25 protein-coding genes are annotated in these 24877 nt (G+C 65.5%); 14 read left to right on the top strand and 11 right to left on the bottom strand.

What is annotated here, in order from left to right; all coding sequences use genetic code 11:
- Nucleotides 1-4 precede the first annotated feature (4 nt).
- Genes lpdA through QA649_RS15295 form a run of 5 tightly spaced genes read right to left on the bottom strand, consistent with a single transcriptional unit; the run spans nucleotide 5 to nucleotide 5268 of the window.
- Complete coding sequence (lpdA, locus tag QA649_RS15275; RefSeq protein WP_283024908.1) at nucleotides 5-1402, bottom strand: dihydrolipoyl dehydrogenase; 1398 nt, start codon at nucleotides 1400-1402, stop codon at nucleotides 5-7.
- A 13-nt stretch (nucleotides 1403-1415) separates the two neighbouring features.
- Complete coding sequence (locus tag QA649_RS15280) at nucleotides 1416-2699, bottom strand: dihydrolipoamide acetyltransferase family protein (protein WP_283024909.1); 1284 nt, start codon at nucleotides 2697-2699, stop codon at nucleotides 1416-1418.
- A complete protein-coding gene (locus QA649_RS15285) occupies nucleotides 2699-3715 on the bottom strand; it encodes an alpha-ketoacid dehydrogenase subunit beta (protein ID WP_283024910.1) in 1017 nt (338 codons plus the stop codon). Before QA649_RS15285 ends, QA649_RS15280 begins: the two co-directional genes overlap by 1 nt.
- Nucleotides 3716-3718: 3 nt before the next feature.
- Entirely contained in the window at nucleotides 3719-4951 is a 1233-nt protein-coding gene (locus QA649_RS15290) for a 3-methyl-2-oxobutanoate dehydrogenase (2-methylpropanoyl-transferring) subunit alpha (protein WP_283024911.1), read from the bottom strand.
- Complete coding sequence (locus tag QA649_RS15295; protein WP_283024912.1) at nucleotides 4948-5268, bottom strand: hypothetical protein; 321 nt, start codon at nucleotides 5266-5268, stop codon at nucleotides 4948-4950. The genes QA649_RS15290 and QA649_RS15295 overlap by 4 nt, the downstream gene beginning before the upstream one ends.
- Nucleotides 5269-5393: 125 nt before the next feature.
- Between QA649_RS15295 and QA649_RS15300 the strand changes: the two genes are divergently transcribed.
- Both QA649_RS15300 and QA649_RS15305 read left to right on the top strand, forming a co-directional pair.
- Complete coding sequence (locus tag QA649_RS15300) at nucleotides 5394-5894, top strand: Lrp/AsnC family transcriptional regulator (protein WP_283024913.1); 501 nt, start codon at nucleotides 5394-5396, stop codon at nucleotides 5892-5894.
- Between the two features lie 173 nt (nucleotides 5895-6067).
- The gene (locus QA649_RS15305; protein ID WP_283024914.1) at nucleotides 6068-7549 is read left to right on the top strand and encodes an aldehyde dehydrogenase; all 1482 of its coding nucleotides are present in this window, start codon (nucleotides 6068-6070) and stop codon (nucleotides 7547-7549) included.
- An 81-nt stretch (nucleotides 7550-7630) separates the two neighbouring features.
- Here QA649_RS15305 and QA649_RS15310 read toward each other — a convergent pair whose 3' ends face one another.
- The 3 genes from QA649_RS15310 to QA649_RS15320 form a co-directional block, all read right to left on the bottom strand.
- Nucleotides 7631-7930 (bottom strand): hypothetical protein, encoded by a 300-nt coding sequence (locus QA649_RS15310; protein ID WP_283024915.1) that lies wholly within the window; start codon nucleotides 7928-7930, stop codon nucleotides 7631-7633.
- A 67-nt stretch (nucleotides 7931-7997) separates the two neighbouring features.
- A complete protein-coding gene (locus QA649_RS15315; protein WP_283024916.1) occupies nucleotides 7998-8501 on the bottom strand; it encodes a flavin reductase family protein in 504 nt (167 codons plus the stop codon).
- 48 nt (nucleotides 8502-8549) lie between these two features.
- Nucleotides 8550-9632: an LLM class flavin-dependent oxidoreductase gene (locus tag QA649_RS15320; protein WP_283024917.1), complete on the bottom strand. Its 1083-nt coding sequence runs from the start codon at nucleotides 9630-9632 to the stop codon at nucleotides 8550-8552.
- 122 nt (nucleotides 9633-9754) lie between these two features.
- On the opposite strand from QA649_RS15320, the gene QA649_RS15325 reads away from it, so the two are divergent.
- A complete protein-coding gene (locus tag QA649_RS15325; protein ID WP_026311928.1) occupies nucleotides 9755-10672 on the top strand; it encodes a LysR family transcriptional regulator in 918 nt (305 codons plus the stop codon).
- A gap of 9 nt (nucleotides 10673-10681) precedes the next feature.
- Here the strand turns inward: QA649_RS15325 and QA649_RS15330 are convergent, their stop codons facing one another.
- Nucleotides 10682-11566: an SMP-30/gluconolactonase/LRE family protein gene (locus tag QA649_RS15330; protein ID WP_283024918.1), complete on the bottom strand. Its 885-nt coding sequence runs from the start codon at nucleotides 11564-11566 to the stop codon at nucleotides 10682-10684.
- Between the two features lie 99 nt (nucleotides 11567-11665).
- On the opposite strand from QA649_RS15330, the gene QA649_RS15335 reads away from it, so the two are divergent.
- Nucleotides 11666-12340 (top strand): TetR/AcrR family transcriptional regulator, encoded by a 675-nt coding sequence (locus QA649_RS15335; RefSeq protein ID WP_026311929.1) that lies wholly within the window; start codon nucleotides 11666-11668, stop codon nucleotides 12338-12340.
- 22 nt (nucleotides 12341-12362) lie between these two features.
- Here QA649_RS15335 and QA649_RS15340 read toward each other — a convergent pair whose 3' ends face one another.
- A complete protein-coding gene (locus QA649_RS15340; protein ID WP_283024919.1) occupies nucleotides 12363-13340 on the bottom strand; it encodes a tripartite tricarboxylate transporter substrate binding protein in 978 nt (325 codons plus the stop codon).
- 189 nt (nucleotides 13341-13529) lie between these two features.
- Here QA649_RS15340 and QA649_RS15345 point away from each other — a divergent pair, with 189 nt between their 5' ends.
- From QA649_RS15345 to QA649_RS15390, 10 genes are read left to right on the top strand one after another with little or no spacing between them, the layout of a single operon-like run.
- Entirely contained in the window at nucleotides 13530-14300 is a 771-nt protein-coding gene (locus QA649_RS15345) for an enoyl-CoA hydratase/isomerase family protein (protein ID WP_211405885.1), read from the top strand.
- Between the two features lies 1 nt (nucleotide 14301).
- Nucleotides 14302-16491, top strand: a complete 2190-nt coding sequence (locus QA649_RS15350; RefSeq protein WP_283024920.1) for an acetate--CoA ligase — start codon at nucleotides 14302-14304, stop codon at nucleotides 16489-16491.
- Between the two features lies 1 nt (nucleotide 16492).
- Entirely contained in the window at nucleotides 16493-17722 is a 1230-nt protein-coding gene (locus QA649_RS15355) for an ABC transporter substrate-binding protein (RefSeq protein ID WP_283024921.1), read from the top strand.
- 45 nt (nucleotides 17723-17767) lie between these two features.
- A complete protein-coding gene (locus QA649_RS15360) occupies nucleotides 17768-18979 on the top strand; it encodes an acyl-CoA dehydrogenase (protein WP_283024922.1) in 1212 nt (403 codons plus the stop codon).
- On the top strand, nucleotides 18976-19749 hold the full coding sequence (locus QA649_RS15365) for an SDR family NAD(P)-dependent oxidoreductase (RefSeq protein WP_283024923.1): 774 nt from the start codon (nucleotides 18976-18978) through the stop codon (nucleotides 19747-19749). Before QA649_RS15360 ends, QA649_RS15365 begins: the two co-directional genes overlap by 4 nt.
- A gap of 39 nt (nucleotides 19750-19788) precedes the next feature.
- Complete coding sequence (locus QA649_RS15370) at nucleotides 19789-20814, top strand: acyl-CoA dehydrogenase family protein (protein ID WP_283024924.1); 1026 nt, start codon at nucleotides 19789-19791, stop codon at nucleotides 20812-20814.
- Between the two features lie 11 nt (nucleotides 20815-20825).
- Nucleotides 20826-21599, top strand: a complete 774-nt coding sequence (locus tag QA649_RS15375) for a glucose 1-dehydrogenase (RefSeq protein ID WP_283024925.1) — start codon at nucleotides 20826-20828, stop codon at nucleotides 21597-21599.
- A 13-nt stretch (nucleotides 21600-21612) separates the two neighbouring features.
- Nucleotides 21613-22416: a carboxymuconolactone decarboxylase family protein gene (locus QA649_RS15380; RefSeq protein ID WP_283024926.1), complete on the top strand. Its 804-nt coding sequence runs from the start codon at nucleotides 21613-21615 to the stop codon at nucleotides 22414-22416.
- Nucleotides 22413-22880: a tripartite tricarboxylate transporter TctB family protein gene (locus QA649_RS15385; protein ID WP_283024927.1), complete on the top strand. Its 468-nt coding sequence runs from the start codon at nucleotides 22413-22415 to the stop codon at nucleotides 22878-22880. The genes QA649_RS15380 and QA649_RS15385 overlap by 4 nt, the downstream gene beginning before the upstream one ends.
- A gap of 13 nt (nucleotides 22881-22893) precedes the next feature.
- On the top strand, nucleotides 22894-24393 hold the full coding sequence (locus tag QA649_RS15390) for a tripartite tricarboxylate transporter permease (RefSeq protein ID WP_283024928.1): 1500 nt from the start codon (nucleotides 22894-22896) through the stop codon (nucleotides 24391-24393).
- Nucleotides 24394-24436: 43 nt separating this feature from the next.
- Here QA649_RS15390 and QA649_RS15395 read toward each other — a convergent pair whose 3' ends face one another.
- Nucleotides 24437-24787 (bottom strand): RidA family protein, encoded by a 351-nt coding sequence (locus QA649_RS15395; protein WP_283024929.1) that lies wholly within the window; start codon nucleotides 24785-24787, stop codon nucleotides 24437-24439.
- Nucleotides 24788-24877 lie beyond the last annotated feature (90 nt).

The following is a 24877-nucleotide window of genomic DNA, read 5'->3' on the forward strand; positions in this document are numbered from 1 at the left end:
AGGCTTAGACGTGGATGGCGTGGCCGAGTGCCTTGAAGGCGGCTTCCTGGATTGCTTCGCCCAGCGTGGGATGCGCGTGGATCGTGCCGGCGATGTCCTGCAAGACCGCGCCCATCTCGATTGCCAGGCTAAACGCGGCAGACAGCTCCGAGACGCCCTGTCCAACGGCCTGGATACCGAGGACGCGTTGATTGTCGGCCCTAGCGACGACGCGCACAAAGCCGGGCTCGCCATGGCGCGTCATCGCGCGGCCATTGGCTGCAAACGGAAACTGACCAAGCTTGATGTCGATGCCTGCTCGGCGAGCCTCTTCCGGTGACAAGCCCGCGGAGACGATCTCGGGATCGGTGAAGCAGATCGCCGGGATGCACTGCTTGTCCCATGCGCGCGGCATGCCGGCGGCGATTTCCGCCACCATCTCGCCCTGCGCCATGGCGCGATGGGCCAGCATCGGCTCTCCCGTGACATCGCCGATCGCATAGATGCCGCGCATCGAGGTCTCGCAATGCTGGCCGATCCGGATGAAGCGGCCGTCCATGTCGAGGACGAGTTGCTCCAGTCCCAACGTGGCGGTAACCGGCGCGCGGCCGACCGTGACGAGAATCTTGTCAGCCGCCATGCTGCGCTCCCGGCCATCGGCCGTCTCGATGCGCAATCCCTCGCCCTGGGCGGTCAGGCCGAGCGCCCGGGCGCCGGTCAGCACCTCGACGCCGAGCGCGGCCAAGCGTCTCGTGATCGGAGCGGTCAATTCGGCATCGTAGAGCGGCAGGATGTTGTCCTGCGCCTCCACCACGGACACCTTGCTCCCCAGCTTGGCGAAAGCGGTCCCGAGCTCGAGCCCGATATAGCCGCCGCCGACGACCACAAGGGATTTCGGCACTTCTGCGAGCGAGAGAGCACCGGTCGAGGAGATGACCCCGCCGCCGAACGGCAGGGACGGCAACTCGACGGGCGCCGAGCCGGTCGCGATCACAACCGTCTCGGCCTTGATCGTCTTCGGGCCGGTCTCGGTCTCGACAATGATCGTCTTGCCGTCGCGGAAGCGTGCATGGCCCTGCACGATCTTGACCTTGGCCTTGCGGAGCAGCGCAGCGACGCCGTTGTTCAGCCGCTGGACGATACCGTCCTTCCAGGCGATCGCCTGCCTGAAGTCCAGCGCAGGATTCGCCGCTGTCAGGCCGAACGGCGTCTTGCCGTGCGCGGCCTCGGTCAGCTTCTCGAATTCCTCGGCGACGTGAATCATCGCCTTCGAGGGAATGCAGCCGACGTTCAGGCAGCTTCCACCCAGCTTGCCGCGTTCGACGAGGACGGTGTCGAGGCCGAGCTGGCCGGCGCGGATCGCGCAGACATAGCCGCCGGGGCCGCCACCGATAACGACGAGCTGACAGGTGATCTCGGTCATTGCTTCTACCGCCTCAGTGATCGACGAAGATCGTCGCCGGGTTCTCCAGCAGCTCCTTGAGCCGCTGCACGAAGACGGCCGCGTCCCATCCGTCGATGACGCGGTGATCGAAGCTGGAGGAGAGGTTCATCATCTTGCATGGCACGAACTGGGTGCCGTCCCAGACCGGACGCACCGCGATCTTGTTGACGCCGACAATGGCGACCTCGGGATGGTTGATCACGGGCGTGGTCGCAAGGCCGCCGAGCGCGCCGAGCGAGGTGATGGTGATGGTCGAGCCGGTCAACTCCTCGCGCGTCGCGGTGCCCTCGCGGGCGCGCTGCGCGAGACGGTTCAGCTCGACGCTGCAGTCCCGAAGGTCGCGCGCCTCCACATGCTTCACCACGGGAACGACGAGGCCCGACGGCGTCTGGGTCGCGATGCCGATATGGATGCCGGCATGCTGATGCACGATGCCGGCCTCGTCGTCGTAGAGCGCGTTGAGCGCGGGCTGCTCGGCAAGCGCCTTGGCCATGGCGCGCATCAGGAACGGCAGCAGCGTGAGCTTGGGATGCTCCGGCGCAGGCTTCCTGTTCAGCGACGCGCGAAAATCCTCCAGCGGCGAGACGTTCACTTCCTCGATGATGGTGATGTGCGGGATGCGCGACTTCGACAGCGCCATCTTCTCGGCAATGCGGCGGCGCAGGCCCACCACCTTGACGTCGGTGACGGCGGTCTTCGGGCTCATGCCGCGACCGTGGAGCGGCGCCGGTCCACGCGACAGGAAGGCGTCGATGTCCTCATGGGTGATGCGTCCGGCGGGGCCGCTGCCGTGGACCTGGCGCAGGTCGATGCCGGCTTCGCGCGCCTTGAGGCGTATCGCAGGCGAGGCCGTCGGCTTCTCGCCCGGCGCGCGGCGGACCGCAGATGTCGTTGCCGGCCGGGCCTCGATCGCCGCGGAGTGAACGCGGGCGGCGGGCGCCGGCTCGGCAACCGGGGCTTCGGCTTTCGTCGCGGCCGATGGCGTCGCGGCGTCTTTCGTCGGCGCCTCGTCCGCCGGCTCCGAGGCGTCGTCGCCGGGTACCTTGAGCTTCACGAGCGTCGAGCCGATCGCGACCGCTTCACCGATCTGGGCGCCGACCCAGCTGACCTCGCCTGCGAGCGGCGAGGGAATTTCGACCGAAGCCTTGTCGGTCATCACGGTGGCGAGCAGGTCGTCCTCGCGGACGAGATCGCCCACCTTGACGTGCCATTCGACCAGCTCGGCTTCGGCAATGCCTTCCCCGATATCCGGAAGCTTGACGCTGCGCTCGCCCATCAGCGTGCCTCCACGATGTCGCGTAGCGCCTGCCCGAGCCTGACAGGGCCGGGGAAATAGTCCCATTCCTGCGCATGCGGGTAGGGCGTGTCCCAGCCGGTGACGCGCATCACCGGCGCTTCGAGATGATAGAAACAGTGCTCCTGCACCAGCGCCGTCAGCTCCGCGCCGAAGCCGGAGGTCAGGGTTGCTTCGTGCAGCACGATGCAGCGGCCGGTCTTGGCGACGGAAGCCGCGATCGTCTCGAGATCGAGCGGAAGCAGGGTGCGCAGGTCGATCACGTCGGCGTCGACACCGGTCTCCTCGACGGCTGCGAGGGCGACGTGAACCATGGTGCCGTAGGCAAGGATGGTGACAGCCTCGCCGGCGCGTCGCCTCACGGCCTTGCCGAGGGGCGTGGTGTAATGTCCCTCCGGCACTTCGGAGAGCTCGTGCCTGGCCCATGCGGTGACCGGTCGATCGTGATGACCGTCGAACGGGCCGTTGTAGAGCCGCTTCGGCTCCAGGAAGATGACGGGGTCCGGATCCTCGATGGCCGCGATCAGGAGGCCTTTCGCATCATAGGGATTGGACGGCACCACGGTCTTCAGTCCCGCGACATGCGTGAACAGCGCCTCGGGGCTCTGGCTGTGCGTCTGTCCACCGAAAATGCCACCGCCGGTCGGCATGCGGATGACCAGGGGGCAGGTGAAGTCGCCGGCCGAACGATAGCGCAGGCGCGCGGCCTCCGAGACGATCTGGTCGTAAGCCGGATACATGTAGTCGGCGAACTGAAGCTCGACGCAGGGGCGCAGCCCATAGGCGGCCATGCCGATCGCGGTGCCGACGATGCCGCATTCGCTGATCGGCGCATCGAAACAGCGCGAGACACCGTACTTCTGCTGCAGGCCCTGCGTGCAGCGGAACACGCCGCCGAAAAAGCCGACGTCCTCGCCATAGACCACGACGTCGTCGTTGCGAGCCATCGAGACGTCGAGCCCCGAGCGGATTGCCTCGATCATCGTCATGCGCGGCATGGCTTAGACCCCGATCTGCTGGCGCTGGCGCCGCAGATGCGGCGGCAGCTCGGCATAGACGTCCTCGAAGATATCGCGCGCCGAGGGCTTGCCGCCGGAATGCAGGGTGCCGAAGGCCTCGGCTTCCTTCTGCGCGGCGATGACGGTGGCAAGAATCTCGGCCTCGGTCTGCTTGTGGCGCTCTTCCGACCAGGCCCCCATTGCGATGAGATGCTGCTTGAGCCGGATCACGGGATCGCCCAGCGGCCACTCCTCGGATTCGTGCTTCGGCCGGTAGGCGGAAGGATCATCCGACGTCGAATGCGCGCCGGCGCGGTAAGTGACGTATTCGATCAGTGTCGGCCCGAGGTTGAGCCGCGCCCGCTCGATCGCCCATTTTGCGACGGCATAGGTCGCGAGATAGTCGTTGCCGTCAACCCTGAGCGCGGGGATGCCGAAGCCGAGGCCGCGCGCCGCGAAGGTGCCCGAGCCGCCACGCGCGATGCCCTGGAAGGTCGAGATGGCCCACTGATTGTTGACCACGTTGAGGACGACCGGCGCCTTGTAGGTCGAGGCGAAGACAAGCGCCGCATGGAAATCCGACTCCGCCGTCGAGCCGTCGCCGATCCAGGCGGCGGCAATGCGGTTGTCGCGCTTGATCGCCGAGGCCATGGCCCAGCCGACCGCCTGGACGAACTGCGTGGCGAGGTTGCCCGAAATCGAAAAGAAGCCGTGTTTTTTCGAAGAGTACATCACGGGCAATTGCCGGCCCTTTAGCGGATCCTGCTCATTGGAATAAATCTGGCACATCATGTCGACGAGCGGATAGTCATGCGCGATCAGCAGGCCGGCCTGACGGTAGGTCGGGAAGTTCATGTCGTCGGGGCCGAGCGCGATGCGGAAGGCGCAGCTCACGGCTTCCTCGCCGGTGTGCTGCATGTAGAACGACGTCTTCCCCTGCCGTTGCGCCATCTGCATCCGCGCGTCGAACGTGCGCAGGGTCATCATGTGGCGCAGGCCGGCGACCAGCTCGTCCTGGGAGAGGTCCGGCACCCATGGCCCGATTGCCCGGCCCTCGTGATTGAGCACGCGGATGATCGAGTAGGCGAGGTCACGAATCTCCTCGGGGAGCACGTCGACCGGCGGGCGCCGGACCGAGCCTGCCTTCGGAATCGAGACGCCGGAGAAATCCGGCTTGCCTCCCGGACGGCTTGCAGGCTCCGGAACGTGAAAATGAAGGGGCGTGGGGCTGGTCATGGGAGTATCCGCTCGTCTGCGGGGTGTGACGCGGCAACACCCGGTTGATCGGACTGTTCGCGCGAAAGCTCCGCTATGCGAAGGTCCATGATCGCCGGATGCCGTGACAGCCGTTCCGCAAGGTCCGCGCAATCGGCCGTCGGCTGGACTTCAAGAACCATCCGTATGGTTCGGTTCCCGTCGGAGCGCGTGGTCATCGAGATCTGGTCGAGGCCGAAGCCGAACCGCCCCGCGTCGAGGACAAGCCGGACGATGCCGTCAAAAGGGTCGGACGTGGTGGCCGTCACGCTGACGCTGCGGCGCTGTTGAGGTTGCATGTCAGGTTCTCTCGCGGCACAATGATAATCCCTTCATTCGCGAAGATTTCCCAAAATTCCGACGGATTCGCCAAAATTTCGGAATATTTTCCCGTAATACGACCAAGATACAGAAGGATTATCCGATGCCTGCCAAGCGCGGCCCCGTCGAGGAGCTCGATCAGCTCGATCGCCGCATTCTCTCGGCTCTGAGCGAGAACGGCCGCCTGACGACGAGCGCGCTGGCGGAGCAGGTCGGGCTCTCGAGCTCGCCATGCTGGACCAGGGTGAAGCGCCTCGAGGAAAACGGCGCGATCGAGAAATATGTCGCGGTGCTCAATCACGCCAATCTTGGCTACAACAACATTGCCTTCGTCGAGATCACGCTGGACAAGCACGACGAGAAGGTGCTCGAGCGCTTCGGCACCGCACTGTCGCGAATTCCGGAGGTGATGGAAGCCTATCTGGTGACCGGCGAATACGATTATCTCATCAAGGTCGTGGTGCAGGACACCGATCACTACGAGCGCTTCCTGCGACAGGCGTTGTACAGGATACCGGGCATCCGGCAGTCGCGAACGACGTTCGGCCTGCGCACGCTGAAGCGCCAGATCTCGATCGATCCTTCCAAGGCCGGTCAGCCCTGACATTCGCTATGACGCCTGCTCCCATGTTCGACCCGAAGACTGCGGAGCATCAGAATGCAGTCCCCGCCATCGTTGCGGACCCTGCCCGAGGCGAAGAATAACAGCTATGAAAGCTCGAAATCAAACGGCGGTGGGGCATCCGTCCTCGTCTCCGTCGAGACAGGAGTACTTCGATGACGAAAGCTGAGATCCGATTTCCGGTCGACGGCCGAACCCGAAAGATGTTCGTCGATGGCGCCTGGGTGGAAGCCCGCTCGGGCAAGGTCTTCGAGACGCGCAATCCAGCGACCGGCGAAGTCATCGGTCGAGTCCCGCGCGGCGAGGCGGCCGACATCAACGACGCGGTCGCCGCGGCCCGTCGCGCCTTCATCGGGCCGTGGAGCCGCTTCAAGCCGTTCGAGCGGCAGGCGCTGCTGCTGCGTGTCGCCGACCTGTTCGAGAAACACTGGGAGGAGATCAGCCAGTCCGATACGGCCGACATGGGAATGCCGATCGTCCGGACGCGGGCGAACAAGCTCCGCGTGATCGGCATGCTGCGCTACTACGCCGGCATGGCGACCGCGCTCCACGGGCAGACCATCGATAACTCGCTGCCGGGGGATATCGTCTCGTTCACGCGGAAGGAGCCCATCGGCGTGGTTGGCGCAATCATTCCGTGGAATGCACCGACGGCCGCATCGGTCTGGAAGATCGGACCTGCGCTCGCGACCGGCTGCACGATCGTGCTCAAGCCGTCGGAAGAGGCGCCGCTGACTCCGCTGCTGATCGCGGACCTGATGAACGAGGCCGGCGTGCCGCCCGGCGTTGTCAACGTGGTGACCGGAACCGGGCCTGAGGCCGGCGCGCCTCTGGCCGAGCACCCCGGCGTCGACAAGATCGTCTTCACCGGCTCCACCGCGACCGGCCAGGCGATCATTCGCGCGTCGGCCGGCAACCTCAAGCGGGTGTCTCTCGAGCTTGGCGGAAAATCACCGGTCATCGTCTGCGCCGATGCCGACCTCGACAAGGCCGTGCCTGTTGCCGCGATGGCCGCGTTCGCCAACTCGGGCCAGATCTGCATCGCCGGCTCGCGCCTGTTCGTGGAGCGTAAAATCCACGATGAATTGGTCGAACGGCTCGGCAAGTTCGCCTCGGCGCTGAAGATCGGCGATGGCGCGGATCCGACGACGGAGATCGGGCCTCTCGTCTCCCGGCGACAGCTCGACAAGGTGGAGGGCTTCCTGCAAAGCGGGCGCGACGAAGGGGCAAAGGTCGTGGCCGGCGGACGGCGCGCGAAGGAGGGCGGTCTTGCGAAGGGCAACTTCGTCGAGCCGACCGTGTTCGCCGGCGTCTCCGACGACATGCAGATTGCCCGTGACGAGATCTTCGGCCCGGTCATTTCCGCTTTGCCGTTCGACACCCTCGACGAGGCCGTGGAAAGAGCCAACGCGACGCCGTACGGGCTCGCGGCAGGTGTCTTCACGCGCGACGTGAGCAAGGCGCATGTGATCTCGCGCAGCCTCCGTGCAGGGTCGGTGTGGGTGAACACCTATCACGCAATCGATCCCGCAATGCCGTTCGGCGGCTACAAGATGAGCGGATATGGCCGCGAGGGCGGCACCGAACAGCTCGACGAATACCTGCAAACGAAGGGGGTCTGGATCAAGCTTGACTGATTCCGGGACGACGCAGCCACCGCGCGAGCATCATGAAGGAGGTTTGCGCAATCAGGTTGCGTCGTCGGGCCGCAGGGCTGGCTAGGGCATTCGTTCGATATGAGCGCGGATCGCCTGTCGTTCGGCATCGATCCAGCCATGCTCGCGGGCCTTGGCCACCATCACCGCATAGCCCTGATCCCAGCTTGCGTCGTCGGGGCGGCCTGGCAGGGTCGGGACCAGATCGATCGAGACGAGCGCATTGCGACCGTCGAGAAGGGTAATGCCATTCCAGCTCTGTGCGTCGGTGCGGACATCGGCGCGCAGGACCAGCTTGAACCTTTTGAAGTCGAATGGCTCGGTCAGACGGACGGCACCGCCGTCCAGGCATTCGATGATCACGGCGCGGCTCCTTCTTGCGCTCACGGCCTGTCTGGTGACGATGCCAGGATCGCCACCAGGGATGCGGCTAGGCTTGCGGCAGCGCGCGCAATGCGCCCTGGAAATTGACGAGGGGATCGCCGTTGCCGCCGCGGGTGGCCACGATCCGGCCGATGAAGAGACCGTGGGTGCCTACCACCTGGTGATGGTGGAGCACGCATTCCAGTGCGCCGATCGCCGGTCCGAGCAGCGGCACGTCGAGAACGCCTTGCTCCCATGGCGCCGTCGCGAAGCGGTCGATGCCCTTGGCGCCGCCGGCGAAACGCAGTGCCAGATCCTCCTGCCCGCTGCCGAGCAGACTGATCCCGAAGCGGCCGTTGGCGAGGATGGCGGCATGCGTTTCGGAGCTTGAATTGACGCCGACGAGAAGGCAGGGCGGGTCCATGCACAGCGAGGTGACGGAGCTGACCGTCAGCCCGCGCCGTGTGGTTTCCGTTCCCGTTGCGACGATGGCGACGCCGCTCGCGAGGTTGCGCATGGCCAGCCGGAACTCGGCGGCTTCGACCGAGCGGAAATCGGTCATTTGAGCCATCTGACATCCCATGACGTGCCTCCGAACCTCGCGCCTCGCCGGTCTCGCTTATGCCGGAACCGCTTCGCCTGCGACCTTGCCGCGGCCGGATTTCAGCTCCTTCCGGATCGCGGGAATGATCCTGCTGCCCCACAATTCGATCTGGCGCAGCATCGTGCGCTGATCGAAATCGCCGAGCTGGGTCTGCAGCGCGATGTGGGTCGGCTTGAGGATGCTGATCTCTTCCAGCATGCGGTCGATCACCTGATTGACGCTGCCGACGGGCAGGTTGCTGCGCATCGTCTCCAGGCTCATGTCGTTCGGCCCGGCCTCCTCCTTGATCAGATAGCCGTCGTCGCTCTGGGCACGCCGGAACTTCAGGCTTTCGGACAGCCGGCGCTGGAAGCGCGCATTGTCCAGATAGGACTGGATCTCGCTGTCATTGTCGCTGGCATAGGCGCAGCGCAGGAAGCCGAAGCGCGTGTCGTCGATGGAGCGGCCTTCCGTCGCCGCGATTCCCTCGAGACGTTCGCGCAAGGCCTTGATCGCGTCGAGGCCGTTGAGCAGCGCGGTGACGAAGAGGTTGTGGTTGTCACGAATGGCGCGGCCGAGCGTCTCGCCGTGGCCGGACGTGACCCAGATCGGCGGCATCGGCTTCTGCACCGTGCGCACGGCGATCGCGGTCGGCGGCATCTTCAGGTGTTCACCCGAATAGGAGAAGATGCGCTCTTTTATGCCGGCGTGGAGCACGTCGTAGAACTCGGCGAACAGCGCGTGCGAATGGTCGAGGTCGACGCCGAAGCGGTCGAACTCGAACTTCTGGTAGCCCGAGCCGATGCCGAGATCGAGGCGGCCGTTCGAGACCGTATCGGCAAAGCCGATTTCGCCGAGCAGCCGCGCCGGATTGTACAGCGGCAGCACGCAGACGGCGGTGCCGAGGCGGATGCGCTTGGTCAGGCCCGCGCAATGCGAGACCATCATCAGCGGCGAGGGGCAGAGGCTGTAATTGTTGAAATGGTGCTCGGCGTACCAGGCGGTATCGAAGCCGGCGTGCTCGGCGGCGACGGTCTGCTCGACGGCATTGTTGATGACCTGCTGCGAGCTCTGATGATAGCCGCGCTGCTGCGCCAGAATGAATACGCCGAATTCCATCGATTGCTTCCTCCGCTGATCGTGGTCGCTCTTGCGACGCGTTCTCATCACGTTAGGGGCTTGAGCTTTTTCGAACAATTGACGTAATCTGAGCATGTCCTTTGCAGAATCTGAAAAGATCGATGAATCGCCTCCAGGCCATGGAATTGTTCGTCAGCGCCGTGCGCGAGGGCAGCTTCTCGGCTGCCGGCCGCCGCGTCGGGCTCTCGCCGGCGTCGGTGTCGCGCTATATCGGCGAGCTCGAGGCGCAGCTCGGCGTGCAGCTCCTGAACCGCAGCACGCGCCATCTCGGATTGACCGATGCCGGCAAGATCTTCTTCCAGCGCACCGAGCAGGTGCTGCACGGCATCGAGGATGCCGAAGCCGCCGCGCTCGCGCTGCAGACCGCGCCGCGCGGAACGTTGCGGGTGCACTCGCGGACGCTGTTCGGCATCAAGGTGCTGTCGCCGCTGATCCCGGGCTTCCAGAAGCTCTATCCGGAGCTGAAAGTGGAGCTGCGCCTGTCCGAGCGGCGCCCCCAGCTTCGCGAAGATGAATTCGACGTCGACTTCCAGATTCAGGCGGCGAAAGACCCGGCCCTCATGCAGCGAAGGCTGCTGAGGAGCGAGCGGATTCTCGTGGCTTCACCGGACTATGTCGCCCGGATGCCGAAATTGCGCGAGCCGGAGGACATCACCCGCCACCATTGCCTGACCTACTGGATGGGACCGGACGACGTGGTCTGGAAGTTCATGCACAGGAACAGGCTGCGTGAGATCGTGGTGCCGTCATCCTTCAGCAGCAACAACGGGGTGGTGCTTTGCGATCTCGCCGCCGGCGGGCACGGCATCGCCCTGCTGGATGATTACACCGTGGCGGAGGAGTTGAAGCGTGGCCGCCTGATACGTCTGCTGCCGGGTTTCCGGGTGACGAACTCCACCTTCGACGAGGGCATGTATGCGACGTTTCTCCAGAGCAGCTATCTGCCGGAAAAGATCAGGGTGTTCGTGGACTACATGGCGGAGCACGTGCCGAAGCAGGTCAAGAGATCGGCGCGGTAGCCGGAAAGGCTAGCCTGGGCCGAATCTGTGCGCCGGCAGTCCGCGAACGCAGAGCCCTTCGACGGCGAACAGGCCGCCGGCATCGGGGTGATCGTCGGCGAGCGCGTGGCTGCGCGAGATCGATGTCACGTAGAGAACATCGAGATCGGGGCCGCCGAAGCACACGCTGGTCGGATGACGGACCGGCATGTCGATCGTCCGCACGATCTCTCCGTCCGGCGCAAACCGCGCGATCTTGCCGATGCGCACCAGCACGGACCAGATATGACCGTCCGCATCGACCGTTGCACCGTCGCAGCCGGACCCCAGCGCTTCCGTGTCGATGAAGACGCGCTTGTTGGCGAGGGGGCCGTCTGCCCTGTAGTCATAGGCCCAGATGATCCGCCTTGCGCTGTCGGCGATGTAGAAGGTCCGTCCGTCCGGGCTGAAGCACGGTCCGTTGCTCACGGCGAGGTCCGTCTCCAGGAGTTGCAGCGTGCCCTTTGCGTCCAGCCGATAGAGGCCGCCGAGCGGCGCCTCATCGGGAGCACGATCGCCGTGCATCGTACCTGCGAGGAAGTTGCCCTGGGGATCGGCCTTGCCGTCGTTCAGCCGCACCTTGGGGTGGTCGAGCCCGATCGATGGGCCCTCCGTCAGCGCGCGTTTATCGAAATCGTAAGCCGCAAATCCGTTGCGCAGGGCGAGGACCGCGCCGCCGTTGCCTCGCAACGCCAGCGAGCCGATCGGCGCGGGCACGCTGAACTGCTCGGTCGCGCCGGTCGCTGGGTCTAGCGCGTGGATCAATCCGGCCAGAGAGTCGATCCAGTAGAGGCACTGCCCGCGCTCGTCCCACACCGGGCTCTCGCCGAGCAGGTCCCTGGTCGCGCCGAGGCGCCTGATGCGGACTGCGCTCATGGTTCCTTCCGCGGGAATCGCCGGACTTGACCGATCGGTCGGTGAAAACCTAGTTTCATTCTAAAGACTCTTCTGGCTGACGAATGGATTGCGGAGTTCATGACTGAACTGTCAACGATGAAGGACGGTGTTGCGAACCAGGCCGAGGCCTCGGACCGCGTGCTGCAGATCCTCGCCGAGGCCGGGCGGCTGTTCGCCAGCAAGGGTTTCGAGGGCACTTCGATGCGCGACATCGCGCTCGCCTGCGGCATCTCCAAGTCGCTGCTCTATCATCACTTCTCCAACAAGGACGAGATCTATGCACGCGTCGCGGTCGGCTCGACGCTCGAGCTCTATTTGTTCGTGCGCGACCGGATTCCTGACGGGCCGCCATCGCAGAAGATCCGCGCGTTCATGGTCGCCACGGCGGAATATTTCCGCCGGTACCGCTGGGCCTGGATCGCCTCGACGACCGCGTTCTGGAACGACCCCGATCGCCAGCGGCACAAGGAGCGGCTGACGCGCCGCGACCGCTTCGAGAACTTTCTGCGCGGCCTGATCCAGGAAGCGATCGATGCCGGCGAGATCCGCAAGGTCGATGTCCCCATGACCGGCCGGCTGATCCTGTCCTCGCTCAACTGGATGCATCGCTGGTACAATCCCAACAAGTCCGCGACCCCCGAGCAGATCGCGGAGATCTTCTTCGACATGATCTTCAACGGCCTGCGCAGCGGCGAGCTTGTCGAACTTCCGGCGACGGAGCCGCCCAAGGCCGGCCGGCGCAAATCGCGCTGACCGGGCGGGCGGCGGCCGCGCCTTACTCCAGAACGATGTTCTGCGCCTTGATCACCGGCCCCCAGAGCGCGGCGTCCTTGGTCAACTGGGCGTCGAGCCGTTCCGGTGCTCCGGTATCCACCATCAGGCCGTCGGTCTCGAGCTGCTTTGCGATTTCCGGCTTCTGCATAGCAGCGTTGGCCCCCGCGTTCAGCCGCGCGACCACGTCGCGCGGCGTGCCCGCGGGCGCGTGCAGGGCGGTCCAGAACGAGGCCGTGAGGTCGGGATAGCCGGCTTCGGCCAGCGTCGGTATCTCTGGAAGGCTCGCCATGCGCTTTTCGGAGGAGACCGCGAGGATGCGGAGCTGACCGCCGCGCGCATGCTCGATCACGGCGGCGGGCGTTGCGAAATTGAGATCGCACTCCCCCGACAGCGTCTCCATGATGGAGGCCGGATTGTTGCGATAGGCGACCTCGGTGACGGCAAATCCCATCGACTTGCCCATCATGATCCCGAACAAATGCGTGACGCTGCCCGGACCGAGCGTGGCGTAGAACAGTGGCTTGTCGCGGCCCTTGGCGTAGGCGACGAAGCTCTTGACGTCGGTGGCCGGCGTGCGCGCGTTCACGGTCAGTGACAGCGGCCCGTTGCAGAGCATGGCGACGGAGGCGAAGTCCTCGAGCTTGTAGGGCAGGTTCTTGCGCAGCAGGACGTTCAGCGAAATCGGCCCGGTGCCGCCGGCCAAGAGAACCGATCCGTCCTTCGGCGCGCGCGCGACGTATTGCGATCCGACGATGCCGTTGGCGCCCGGCTTGTTGTCGACCAGGACCGGCTGGTCCAGGCTTTCCGCCATCGCTTTCGCGATCGAGCGCATCAGGCTGTCGATGGAGCCGCCCGGCGCATAAGGCACGATGATGAAGATCTGCGACGCGCGCGCCCGGACGATTGCAGGCGCGCCAAGCGGCGCGGCGAGAGCGCCGGCGATCAGAGCTGTCGCCTGGCGTCGGCTGATCCTGGGCATGGAAATCCTCCTCGAGCGTCGTTCTTGCTTGCCGCGAAATCTATCGGCTGACCGATCGGTCGGTCAATAGGTGAGACGCAGTATGTTGCAAGTCGCCGCAGTTGGTGTTATCAGCACAAAAAGCTGACCGATCGGTCAGGCCGTCGAGACGGCGCAAGCAATACGAACAGAAGCCAACGGAGGAAGCCCATGTCAGGAGATATCGTCACCCTCGAAGTGTCCGATAACATCGCGCTGGTGACGCTGAACCGGCCTCCGGTGAACGCGCTCGATCGTGCCATGCGCGACCGCATCGTCGCGGTGTTCGACGAGATTTCCGAGCGCCAGGACGTCAGGGTCGCGATCCTGACCGGCGCCGGAAAGGTGTTCTGCAGCGGCGCGGATCTGAAGGACCGGCCGGACCCGACCAAGATCGGCGCGTTTCACAGCCACAACCGCATCACGCGCGAGACCGGCAATTGCATCCGCGAATGCGCGAAGCCCGTCATCGCGGCGATCAACGGTGTCGCGCTGGGCGCCGGTGTCGGCCTGATGGCCTCCTGCGACATCTTCTACGCCTGCGAGGAAGCCGTCTTCGGCATGCCCGAGATCAACGTTGGCCTCGCCGGCGGTGCAGCGATGCTGAATACGCTGTTCGGCCGCTCGCTGATGCGCCGGATGTTCTTCACCGGCTATCGCGTGCCGGCCGCCGAGCTCTATCGTCTCGGCATCATCGAGGCCTGCACCACCAAGGAGAACCTGCTCCCCGAAGCGATGAAGCTCGCGCGCGAGATCGCCTCGAAGAGCCCGATCGCGATGGAGTACGCCAAGAACGCGGCGAACATGGTCGAGCTGATGCCGCCGCGCGATGCCTATCGCTTCGAGCAGAACATCACGATGGCCCTGTCCAAGACGGAAGACGCCAAGGAAGCGCGCATGGCGTTCCTCGAGAAGCGCGCGCCGGTGTTCAAGGGACGCTGAGATGCGGCCGGGAGAGGGTCTCGACGCGCTGATGTCGCCGCGCTCGATCGCGGTCATCGGCGCCTCGCAGGAAGCGACCAAGATCGGCGGACGGCCGGTCGATCTGCTGCGCCGTCACGGCTATGCGGGCCGCATCTATCCGGTCAATCCCAGGGCCGCGACGGTGCAGGGGCTCAAGGCCTACGCCTCCGTTGCCGACCTGCCGGAGGCGCCGGATCTCGCCATCATCGCGGTCGATGCGGAGCGCGCGGGCGAGGCCGTGGAACAGTGCGCGGCCCGCGGCGTTCGCAGCGTCGTCGTGTTCTCGTCGGGCTTTGCCGAGCTCGGCGAGCAGGGCCGCGCGATGCAGGATCGGCTGCGCGTTGCTGCGCGGGGCAGCGGCATGCGCCTGTTGGGGCCGAACTGTCTCGGTGCGGTCAGCATCGCCGAGAAGAGCATCGCGACGTTCTCGATCGTGCTCGAGCACGGCATGCCGGCCGCCGGTTCGCTCGGCATCGTGTCGCAGAGCGGCAATCTCGGCAGCTACACCATGCGCCTTGCCAGCGAGCGCGGCGTCGGCGTCAGCCGCTTCATCACGACCGGCAACGAGTGCGACATCGACATTGCCGATGGCATCGCATGGATGGCACGCGATCCCGCTACGAAGGTCATTCTCTGTGCTCTCGAAACCTGTCGCGACGCCGGCCGGCTGATCACCGCACTCGAAGAGGCGCGCGATGCGGGTAAGCCCGTCATCGCCATCAAGATCGGAACATCCGAGGCGGGTCAGGCTGCGGCGGCCTCGCACACCGGAGCGATGGCCGGCTCGGATGCGGTGTTCGATGCGCTGTTTGCGCGCACCGGCGCGGTGCGCGTGCGCAGCATCGACGAGCTGATCGATCTCGGCCATGCCGCATCGATCCTGCTGCCGGACCGGTTGCCGAAAGGGCCTGGTATCGCGATCCTCACCGCATCGGGCGGCTTCGGCGTGCTGCTCGCGGACGCCGCTCAGGCGGTCGGGCTGACATTGCCGGAACTCGGCGGGGAGACGCAGCGCCAGATTCTGGAGCTCGTGCCCTTTGCGTCCGCCCGTAACCCCGTCGACGCCACCGCGCAGATGTCGAGCCGCCCCGATCTTCTGGAGAAGATCATGACCGCCGTCGTGGCGGACGAGCGAACGGATACGGTGATCCTGCCGCTGCCGTTCTCGCTGCATCTGCCGCGCCTGCGCTCCATCTATATGGACACACTGCGCAACATGCGCGCGCAATTTCCTCACCGTCCGATCGTCCTCTGCGTCGACGGTCCCGAGGACGCGCTGGCCGAGCTGCATGCACTGGGCTTTCCGACGATCGCCAGCTTCGACGGATGTTGCGCAACTGTCGCCGCGCTGGCGCGGTTGCAGGCCGCGGCGCAGCGCCCGCAGGACAAGCCTGCGGCGGTCGCGCAGGCGGCACCGCTTGCTGCCGACGCCTTTCGTCATGAGCTTGGTGCCAAGCGCGCGCTTGCCGATGCCGGGGTGCCGGTGCTGGCCGAGCGTCTCGTCCAGGATGCGGACGCCGCCGCGCGTGCCGCCACCGAGATCGGTTATCCCGTGGTGCTGAAAATCGCCTCGCCCGACCTGCCGCACAAGACAGAGGTCGGGGGCGTAGTCGTGGGCCTCGGCTCGGAAGCCGACGTCCGGCGCGCCTATGCCCAGATGCGCGATCGGGTCGCCACCAGGGCGCCCAATGCAGTGATCGACGGTGCGATCTTGGCGCCGATGGCCAAGGGCGTCGCCGAGCTGATCCTCGGCAGCCGCATCGATCCGGTGTTCGGGCCGGTGGTGATGGTCGGTCTCGGCGGCATCTTCGCGGAGATCCTGCAGGACACCGCCGTGCAGATGGCGCCGGTCAGCGAGGCGCAGGCCATGGCGATGCTGAAATCGCTCAAGGCATTCGCGGTGCTCGACGGCGCGCGCGGGCGGCCGCGCGCTGACCTCGACGCCGCGGCGCAAGCCGTCGCCGCGTTGTCGCGCTTTGCCGCCGCCAATGCCGACACGGTCGCGGAAATCGATGTCAACCCGCTGCTGCTCCGCGCCAGGGGCGAGGGCGCCGTGGCGCTCGACGCGCTGCTGATCCCGCATGGAGAGCGGCCGGTCGGGGTCACTGAACTCAACGAAAAAGAGGCCGCAGAAGCGGGCCCAGAGGAAACGCAAGGAGCAGGAGGATAGAATGAGGAGATTGACGATTGCGGCGCTCGGCATGATTGCCTTGTTGTTCGCGCACGCGCCCCTGTCCGCACAGGGCATCTCGGGCGACGTCGTCAAGATCGGCATCATGAACGACCAGAATGGTCCCTATGCCGACAATTGCGGTCTCGGTTCGGTCGCGGCCGCCAAGCTGGCGGTCGCCGATTTCGGCGGAACGGTTGGCGGCAAGAAGATCGAGCTCGTCATCGCAGACGACCAGAACAAGCCAGATGTCGGCGTCGCCATCGCCATGCGCTGGGTCGACAATGAAGGTGTCGATGCCATCGTCGGCTGCTCGGCCTCGTCGATCGCGCTTGCGGTGCAGGAAATCATGAAGAACCGCAAGAAGCCCTACATGCTGGCCGGCACGGCGGGCTCGTTCTTCACCAACGACAAATGCTCTCCGATGACCACCCAATGGGTGGTCGATACCTATGCGCAGCCGAAGGCCACGGTGAAGGCGCTGCTCGCGCAGGGGGTCGACAGCTGGTTCTTCCTGACCGTCGATTACGCCTTCGGCAAGGCCTGGCAGTCGGATGCGACCAATTTCATCAAGGCCGGCGGCGGCAAGGTGGTCGGCTCGGTGCTGCACCCGCTGAATGCGTCGGATCTGTCCTCGTTCCTGCTGACGGCGCAGGCCAGCGGCGCCAAGGCGATCGCGCTCGCCAATTCGGGCTCTGATTTCGCCAATGCGATCAAGCAGGCGCAGGAATTCGGGCTGAACAAGTCGCAGTTGCTCGTTCCTCTCGGCCTCATGATCAGCCAGACTCACGGGATTGGTCTGAAGGACCTCCAGAACGTCCGGCTGACGACGCCGTTCTACTGGGATATGACCCCGGAGAGCCGGGCCTTCGCCAAGCGATATGCCGAGGCGACGGGCGGTCAGCTGCTCAACGAGGGCAAATCGGCCACCTACAGCGCCATCACGCACTATTTGAAGGCGGTGGCCGCGGCCGCTTCCGACGATGGCGATGCCGTGATGCGGCAGATGAAGAATACGCCGGTCAACGATTTCGAGATGAAGAACGTCAGCATCCGGGCCGACGGGCAGGTGATGCGTCCGCTCTATGTCGCGCGGATCAAGACACCGGCGGAATCCAAATACACCTACGACTATTACGAGATCACCGGCACGATCGCGCCCGAGGATGCGTGGCGGCCGGCCTCGGAGAGCGCCTGCGACCTTCTCAAAGTCGCAGTGAAGAACGAATAGCCGGCAGGACTTGACGGTGCGTATGGCGAAAGCGGGAAGCAGGCGATGAGTGTACTTGAAGCGGTATCGACGCAATCCGTCGCAGGTGAGAACCTGACGGGCGAAGCCTATCGCGATGCGATGCATCGCTGGCTGAATGCCCATCTGCCCGCCAGCTTCCGCAGCGACAGCGCCGCGTTCGCGGCGCCCTCGCTGCAGCAGTCGGTGGCCTGGGAGGCGGCGATGTACCGCGCCGGCCTCACCGGCATCACCTGGCCGCAGGCCTATGGCGGGCACGGCCGCTCCTTGCGCGAACATCTCGTCGCCAATCAGGAGATCGGCCGGCTGGCGATGCCGGAAAGCGTCAACTCGATCGGCAAGGAGCTTGCCGGCCCGATCATCCTGGCGGTCGGCACCGAGGAGCAGAAGCGGCGTTTCCTGCCCGCGATCCTCGAGATGCGCAACATCTGGTGCCAGGGCTTTTCCGAGCCCGAAGCCGGCTCCGACCTTGCGGGCCTGCGCACGCGTGCGACGCGGGACGGTGACGGCTGGCGCATCAACGGCCAGAAGATCTGGACCAGCGGCGCCTATCGCGCGCAGCGCTGCCTGGTGCTCGCCCGCACCGGACCGCTGGAGGATCGCCATCGCGGCCTTGCCATGTTCGCGGTGCCGCTCGATGCCAACGGTGTGCGCGTGCGCACCATCAAGTCGATCGACGGTCGCGAAAGCTTTTGCGAGGTCTTCTTCGACGAGGTCGAGGTTGCCCAGGCTGACGCGATCGGCTCGCCCGACGAGGGCTGGGCCGCGGCCATCCGCGTGCTGGAGATCGAGCGGGCGACCAACCGCATGTATCGCGCCTGGCGCTTCGAGAACGAGCTGCGCCATCTGATCTCGGCCTGCAAGGCTGACACGGCGCTGTCGGCCATGGTTGCGGACCGGCACTATGCGGTCAGGCTCGGCGAGGTCGCCGTCGAGATCGAGGTGCTGAAGGCGCATGTCGAGACCGCCGTCGAGGCGCTCGCGAGCGGCGACAAGATCGGCGCGCGCGGCAGTCTTGCAAAACTCTATTGGAGCGAATCGCATCAGCGCTTTGCCGCGCTCGCGATCGAATTGCTGTCGCAGGCATCGCTGCCGCAGAACCCCGCGATCAAGGTGGCGCGGCGACGGTTCGAGGCGATCTATCTCGCGGCCCGCGCCGAGACGATCTATGCCGGCACGACCGAGATTCAGCTCGGCATCATCGCCGACCGGATACTCCAGCTGTCGCGAGGCAAATGATGGCCTCCCAGGGCAAGGTCGCGGGCCTGCTGCACGATCGTCTGGTGGTGGTGACGGGGGCTGGCCAGGGGATCGGACGTGCCATCGCGCTCGGCGTCGCCGCTGCCGGGGCGAGGGTGGTCCTGACCGATCTGCGGCAGGACCGGGCAGAGTCCGCCGCTCGCGAGATCAGGGACGGAGGCAAGGAGGCGGTCGCCTATTCCCTCGATGTGACGGATGCTGAGGCCTGTCGTGACGTGGCGAAACGCGTGGACGAGGAGATCGGCCCCGCTGACGTCATCGTCAACAATGCCGGCATCATCATTCGCGAGTCGATCGACAGCGAGCGCGCCCACGAGAACTGGCGCCAGGTCTTCGACGTCAATGTCAACGGCACCTTCAACGTCGTTCATGCCTTCATCCCCGCGCTGCGCAAGACGCACGGGTCCATCATCAACGTTGCATCCGTGGCGGCCTTTGGCGGCATGAATGGAGCGCTCGGCTATTCGCCGTCCAAGGGCGCGGTGAGGCTGTTCACACAGGCGCTCGCCCGCGATCTCGCTCCCGATGGCATCCGCGTCAACGCTGTCGCGCCCGGCATCATCGCGACCGAGATGAGCGAGAGCACGCGCGACAATCCGGCGAGGCTGTCCGGGCTGATGGCGCGCACCCCCATGAAGCGTGTGGGACAGCCCGACGAGATCGCGGGGCCGGTGATCTTTCTGGCGTCGGCGATGGCATCGTATGTCAACGGCGTCATCCTGCCGGTCGACGGCGGTTATCTCGCCTAGTGAACGATTGTTGTCGCAAGGTATTCGAAGAGGACGAAGATGAGCATGGCCGAAGGACTTCAGCCCGACGAGTTCGCGGCAACCGCGGCACGCGCAGTGACCGCATGTGCCGGTTTGGGCGTCCGCGAGCAGGCGCAAAATCTCGCCGGCGATGGTCTGCTCGGAATCATCGCGGATGAAGAGGTGGGGGGACTGGCCCTGCCGCTCGGTTTCGCGGTGCCGGTGATCGCCGCTGCTCACTCCGGTCTGCTCGGCTTTCCGCTGCTGGAGACCATTCTCGTCAGCCGCCTGCTCCAGTCGTCGCTGACGCGTCTTGCCGCCGCGATCGTGTCCGGCGAGAAGTTGGCAACGATCGCGTGGCAAGGTGAGGCTATTCCCGAACGGGACGGCGGGTTGCTGCTGCTGAATGGTTCCCTCGCGCGCGCTCCCAGCGCGGCGTCGGTCGACCATATCCTGGTGCGGATGAGCGGCGGCGCCGCGGCGCTGATCCCGGCCGACGCCAAAGGCGTTGTGGTGGAGGACGCGGCCGGCCTCGATCTGACGGTGCCGGAGCACGTGGTGCGGCTCGAGAAGGTCGAGGTTCCCATCGGCTCCATCCTGCCGCCCGGCACCTGGGATCTGCTCAGCTCGGATGCCAACGTGCTCCGTGCCGCGGCCATCCTGGGATCGGCCGAAGCATGCCTGGCGCTCGCGCAGGAGCATGCCTCGACGCGCCGCCAGTTCGGCCACGCCTTGTCCTATAACCAGGCCATCCGCCATGCGCTGGCGCGACAGAAGCTCGGCCTCGAGAGCATTCGTCATGCGATCACCCGCAGCCTGTCTAGGGATGGCGGCCCGGTGCAGCGCGATGCCGCGTTCCTGGCAGCGGTGACCTATGGCAGTTCGATCAGCGAAGGTGCGCTGCAGATCCATGGCGGCATGGGCTTCACGTGGGACGTGCCGGTGCATCGCCATCTGCGCCGCATCCGCACGCTCCAGGCCCAGGGTGATGCCAGCGGCCTGATCAGCAGGTTCGGCCGCAATTACGTATCGGAAGTTGCTCCGTTTGCCGAGGCAGGAGCGTGAGGGAGACAGCCATGACCGAAACCAGGGATCAGACGCTCGCAGGCCGCGTCGCACTCGTCACCGGCGCCGGAAACGGCATCGGCCGCGCAACCGCGCTCAAGCTCGCCGCGCGCGGCGCGATCGTCGGCGTCAATGATTTGAAGCCCGAATTCGTCGATAGCACCGTGGAGGCGATCAAGGCAGCCGGCGGCGACGCCGTTGCCGTCACGCAGGACGTCTCCAGCCGCGACGGCATGCGGCAGGCGGTTCTGGGATTGGCGGAGAGTCAGAAGCGCTTCGACATCCTCGTCAACAACGCCGCATGGGTGCGCTATCAATCCGTCCCGGACATCGCTCCGGAAACCGTCGATCGCATGCTCAACATCGGCTTCAAGGCGATCATCTGGGGAATCCAGGCCGCCGCGGAGGTCATGAATGCCGAGCGCGGCGGCGCCATCGTCAACGTCGCCTCGGTCGCCGGCCTGATCTCGGCCAAGAACAGCATCGTCTACAGCGGCATCAAGGCCGGCGTCATGGGCATCACGCGGGCGGCCGCGGCCGAGCTCGGCGAGCGCAACATCCGTGTCAATGCCGTCGCCCCTTCAGCGATTCCGACCGAAGGAACCATGCGCAATCGCAACGCCGAGCTCGACGCGCGCCGCGTCGCGCGAACGCCGCTGGGCCGGCTCGGCACGGTCGACGACATTGCCAAGGCGATCTGCTTCCTCGCCGGCGACGAGGCCGGCTTCATCTCGGCGCAGGTGCTCACCGTCGATGGCGGCATCACCCTGACCAACATTGCCTGACGGGGCTATCGCGATGTCCGACCTGACGCCCGAACAGCAGGCGCTGAAGGAAGCTTATGTCAAGGCGCGCGGCTATTGGCGGCCCTGGACCGAGGGCCTGCTGCGGCTCGATCCGGTGTTCCTCGAAGCCTACGGCAAATACGGCGGCTATGCCGCAGAGAAGGGACCGCTGTCTCGCAAGATGTGCGAGCTGATCTACGTCGCGCTCGATGGATCGGCGACGCATCTGTTCCGCCCCGGCCTCGCGCTGCACCTTCGCCTCGCGCTTCAGGAGGGCGCGACGGCGCGGGAGATCATCGACGTATTTCGCCTCGCGACGATGCAGGGGCTGGACGGCTGCAACGTCGGTATCGGCATTCTGGCCGAGGAATTGGCTAACGCGGGCCTCCAGCCCGATCATTTCGAACTCACGAAAGAGCAGCTGGCGCTACGCGAAGCCTACGTCGCGCAATTCGGGGACTGGCCGGATTTCTGCGAGCAATGGCTGCGGAGCGATCCCGGTTATTTCGCCGCCCTGCTGGATCTCCTCGCCGATCGGTCCGCAGGCGACGGCCTCGACCTGCGATCGCAGTGCCTGATCTCACTCGCGCTGAACGCCTGCTTCACCGCGCTCAATCCGCAAGGGCAGCGTGTCCAGATCAGGCGGGCGCTGCGGCTCGGCATTGAGCAGCGGGAGATTCGTCAGGTTCTCCAGATGGCCGCGCATCTCGGCGTGCATGCTTGCGCCATCGGCGTGCCGGTTCTGATGGAAGCCCTCGAGGAGCGCGCCGCGAAGGCCGGTGCAGGCGAGGGAGCGGGTGAGGGAGGACCGGAATGAAGGGATTGGCAATCCGCAATCACAGGGCCTTTGCCTCCGGCACCTTGTTCCTTGCCTTTGCAATCTTCTTCTTCGTGACGGCGCTGCAATACCCCGCAGGCACGGCCGCGAAGATGGGGCCGGGCTATTTCCCGCGCCTGCTCGCGATCGTGCTCGCCGCCATCGGTCTCGTCGTGATGTTCGGTGCGATGAAGCCGGCCGCGGACCGGCAGGTGTTGCGCGCATGGGACCTCAAGGGCCTCGCCTGGATCACCGGGTCCGTGATCCTGTTCGGTGCCCTCTTGTTTCCGCTCGGCCTGGTCGGCGCGTTGTTCGTCCTGATCATGGTGTCGAGCAGGGCGAGTGCCGAATTCACCTGGACCGGCGCGCTGACCAACGCGGCGGTGCTCATCCTGCTGTGCCTTGCCGTCTTCGTCTATGGTCTCGGGCTGCCATTGCCCGTCTGGCCCTCCCTTCTCAACTGAGCGAGCGGGATCGATGGATCTCTTCCACAATCTGGCGATCGGCTTCGCCACGGCTGCCCAGCCCGCCAATCTGCTCTACGCCTTCTTCGGCTGCCTGCTCGGCACCTTGATCGGTGTGCTTCCCGGGCTCGGTCCGCTTGCGACCATCGCGATGCTGCTTCCGATCACCTATGCGTTGCAGCCGGACGCCGCGCTGATCATGCTCGCTGGCATCTATTACGGCGCGCAGTATGGCGGCTCGACGACGGCCATCGTCGTCAATCTGCCCGGCGAGTCCTCCTCCGTCGTGACCACGATCGACGGCTACCAGATGGCCAAGCAGGGCCGCGCCGGCGTGGCGCTCTCAACTGCCGCCATCGGCTCCTTCTTCGCCGGATGCGTGGCGACGCTCGCTCTTGCAGCCCTCGCGGGACCGCTGACCGCGACCGCGCTGCTGTTCGGTCCCAAGGAATTCTTCGCGCTGATGATACTGGGCCTGATCCTTGCCTCGGTGCTGTCGAGCGGGCCGTTCATCGAGGGCATCGGCATGGTCGTGCTCGGCATGCTCCTGAGCCTCGTCGGCACCGATTTGAACAGCGGCAGCCAGCGTTTCGCCTTCGGCATTCCCCAGCTGTTCGACGGCCTCGATTTCGTGCCGCTGGCGATGGGCATCTTCGGCTTTGCCGAGATCGTCAAGAATCTCGAGCAGGACGACAAGCTGTCGCTGGTCACCCAGAAGATCACCAATTTGTTTCCGACCCGCGACGACTTCCGCCGCATGGTGCCGGCAATGCTGCGCGGCACGACGCTCGGCACGCTGCTCGGCGTTCTACCCGGCGGCGGCGCCGTGCTGTCCTCCTTTGCGTCCTACACGCTGGAGAAGAAGCTGTCGCGGCATCCCGAGCAGTTCGGCAAGGGCGCCATCGAAGGCGTTGCAGGCCCGGAGTCCGCGAACAATGCCGGCGCCCAGACCTCGTTCATCCCACTGCTGACGTTAGGGGTTCCCTCCAACGTCGTCATGGCGTTGATGGTCGGCGCCATGAACATCCACAACATCCATCCGGGCCCGGAGGTGATGACGAAGAACCCGACCCTGTTCTGGGGCCTGATCGCATCGATGTGGGTCGGCAATCTGATGCTACTCATCCTCAACCTTCCGCTGGTCGGGCTGTGGGTGAAACTGCTCACCATTCCCTATCGCTATCTCTTCCCCGCGATCATGGTGTTCTGCTCGATCGGCGTCTATTCCATCAACAGCGGAACGTTCGAGGTCTATGAGGCGGCCGTGTTCTGCGTGTTCGGCTACATCCTGATCAAGCTGCAATTGCCGGCCGCGCCGCTGCTGCTGGGCCTGGTTCTGGGCCCGGCTATCGAGGAGAACTTCCGCCGCGCCATGGTGCTGTCGCGGGGCGATGCCACCGTGCTGCTGACGTCGCCGATCTCGGCGAGCCTCCTGGCCGCGGCCGCCATCGCGATCATCCTGATCATTCTGCCGACGATCCGCGCGCGGCGCGAGGAGGCGCTCCAGGAATGACGCCGGGCAGGAAGGTCATCTGACCAACCGCCTGCGCGCGCGGCTACTGCCGCGCAGCGATCGCGGTCATCTCGAGCTTGACGCCCGGACCGAGATCGGCCACGCCGATTGCGGCGCGCGCCGGCAGATGAGCTTCCGCGAAATGCGCCTTCCAGGCCGCATTGAACTCCGCCTTCTCCTTCAAGTTGGTCATGTAGATGGTCACCTGCAGGACGTTGGCGAGGTCGGATCCGAGCGTCTTCAACAGGCGCGCAAGCTGTCCGAGGACATCGTTGGCTTGGCCCGACATGTCGAGGCTGGTGTCCTCGGGGACGATTCCGCCGATGTAGAGCACACCGTTGTGCTCGACCACCTCGTGGAGGAGTCCTTCATAGGGCAAAACGCGCTGGATCATGATGGGACCGATGTTGGTTTACGGGGATGGGGCGGGCATATCGCACATTTCCATGTCGGTGTCGCTGCGGGAGATTTCGCGGGCTTGCAA

This window comes from Bradyrhizobium sp. CB1717 (genome assembly GCF_029714325.1).
In the GTDB taxonomy this organism is placed as follows: Bacteria; Pseudomonadota; Alphaproteobacteria; order Rhizobiales; family Xanthobacteraceae; genus Bradyrhizobium.

Excerpts from the sequence above, each read along its gene's own strand:
- lpdA (WP_283024908.1), bottom strand. The coding sequence starts at position 1,402 with ATGACCGAGATCACCTGTCAGCTCGTCGTTATCGGTGGCGGCCCCGGC.
- QA649_RS15280 (WP_283024909.1), bottom strand. The coding sequence starts at position 2,699 with ATGGGCGAGCGCAGCGTCAAGCTTCCGGATATCGGGGAAGGCATTGCC.
- QA649_RS15285 (WP_283024910.1), bottom strand. The coding sequence starts at position 3,715 with ATGCCGCGCATGACGATGATCGAGGCAATCCGCTCGGGGCTCGACGTC.
- QA649_RS15290 (WP_283024911.1), bottom strand. The coding sequence starts at position 4,951 with ATGACCAGCCCCACGCCCCTTCATTTTCACGTTCCGGAGCCTGCAAGC.
- QA649_RS15295 (WP_283024912.1), bottom strand. The coding sequence starts at position 5,268 with ATGCAACCTCAACAGCGCCGCAGCGTCAGCGTGACGGCCACCACGTCC.
- QA649_RS15300 (WP_283024913.1), top strand. The coding sequence starts at position 5,394 with ATGCCTGCCAAGCGCGGCCCCGTCGAGGAGCTCGATCAGCTCGATCGC.
- QA649_RS15305 (WP_283024914.1), top strand. The coding sequence starts at position 6,068 with ATGACGAAAGCTGAGATCCGATTTCCGGTCGACGGCCGAACCCGAAAG.
- QA649_RS15315 (WP_283024916.1), bottom strand. The coding sequence starts at position 8,501 with ATGGCTCAAATGACCGATTTCCGCTCGGTCGAAGCCGCCGAGTTCCGG.
- QA649_RS15320 (WP_283024917.1), bottom strand. The coding sequence starts at position 9,632 with ATGGAATTCGGCGTATTCATTCTGGCGCAGCAGCGCGGCTATCATCAG.
- QA649_RS15325 (WP_026311928.1), top strand. The coding sequence starts at position 9,755 with ATGAATCGCCTCCAGGCCATGGAATTGTTCGTCAGCGCCGTGCGCGAG.
- QA649_RS15330 (WP_283024918.1), bottom strand. The coding sequence starts at position 11,566 with ATGAGCGCAGTCCGCATCAGGCGCCTCGGCGCGACCAGGGACCTGCTC.
- QA649_RS15335 (WP_026311929.1), top strand. The coding sequence starts at position 11,666 with ATGACTGAACTGTCAACGATGAAGGACGGTGTTGCGAACCAGGCCGAG.
- QA649_RS15340 (WP_283024919.1), bottom strand. The coding sequence starts at position 13,340 with ATGCCCAGGATCAGCCGACGCCAGGCGACAGCTCTGATCGCCGGCGCT.
- QA649_RS15345 (WP_211405885.1), top strand. The coding sequence starts at position 13,530 with ATGTCAGGAGATATCGTCACCCTCGAAGTGTCCGATAACATCGCGCTG.
- QA649_RS15350 (WP_283024920.1), top strand. The coding sequence starts at position 14,302 with ATGCGGCCGGGAGAGGGTCTCGACGCGCTGATGTCGCCGCGCTCGATC.
- QA649_RS15355 (WP_283024921.1), top strand. The coding sequence starts at position 16,493 with ATGAGGAGATTGACGATTGCGGCGCTCGGCATGATTGCCTTGTTGTTC.
- QA649_RS15360 (WP_283024922.1), top strand. The coding sequence starts at position 17,768 with ATGAGTGTACTTGAAGCGGTATCGACGCAATCCGTCGCAGGTGAGAAC.
- QA649_RS15365 (WP_283024923.1), top strand. The coding sequence starts at position 18,976 with ATGATGGCCTCCCAGGGCAAGGTCGCGGGCCTGCTGCACGATCGTCTG.
- QA649_RS15370 (WP_283024924.1), top strand. The coding sequence starts at position 19,789 with ATGAGCATGGCCGAAGGACTTCAGCCCGACGAGTTCGCGGCAACCGCG.
- QA649_RS15375 (WP_283024925.1), top strand. The coding sequence starts at position 20,826 with ATGACCGAAACCAGGGATCAGACGCTCGCAGGCCGCGTCGCACTCGTC.
- QA649_RS15380 (WP_283024926.1), top strand. The coding sequence starts at position 21,613 with ATGTCCGACCTGACGCCCGAACAGCAGGCGCTGAAGGAAGCTTATGTC.
- QA649_RS15385 (WP_283024927.1), top strand. The coding sequence starts at position 22,413 with ATGAAGGGATTGGCAATCCGCAATCACAGGGCCTTTGCCTCCGGCACC.
- QA649_RS15390 (WP_283024928.1), top strand. The coding sequence starts at position 22,894 with ATGGATCTCTTCCACAATCTGGCGATCGGCTTCGCCACGGCTGCCCAG.
- QA649_RS15395 (WP_283024929.1), bottom strand. The coding sequence starts at position 24,787 with ATGATCCAGCGCGTTTTGCCCTATGAAGGACTCCTCCACGAGGTGGTC.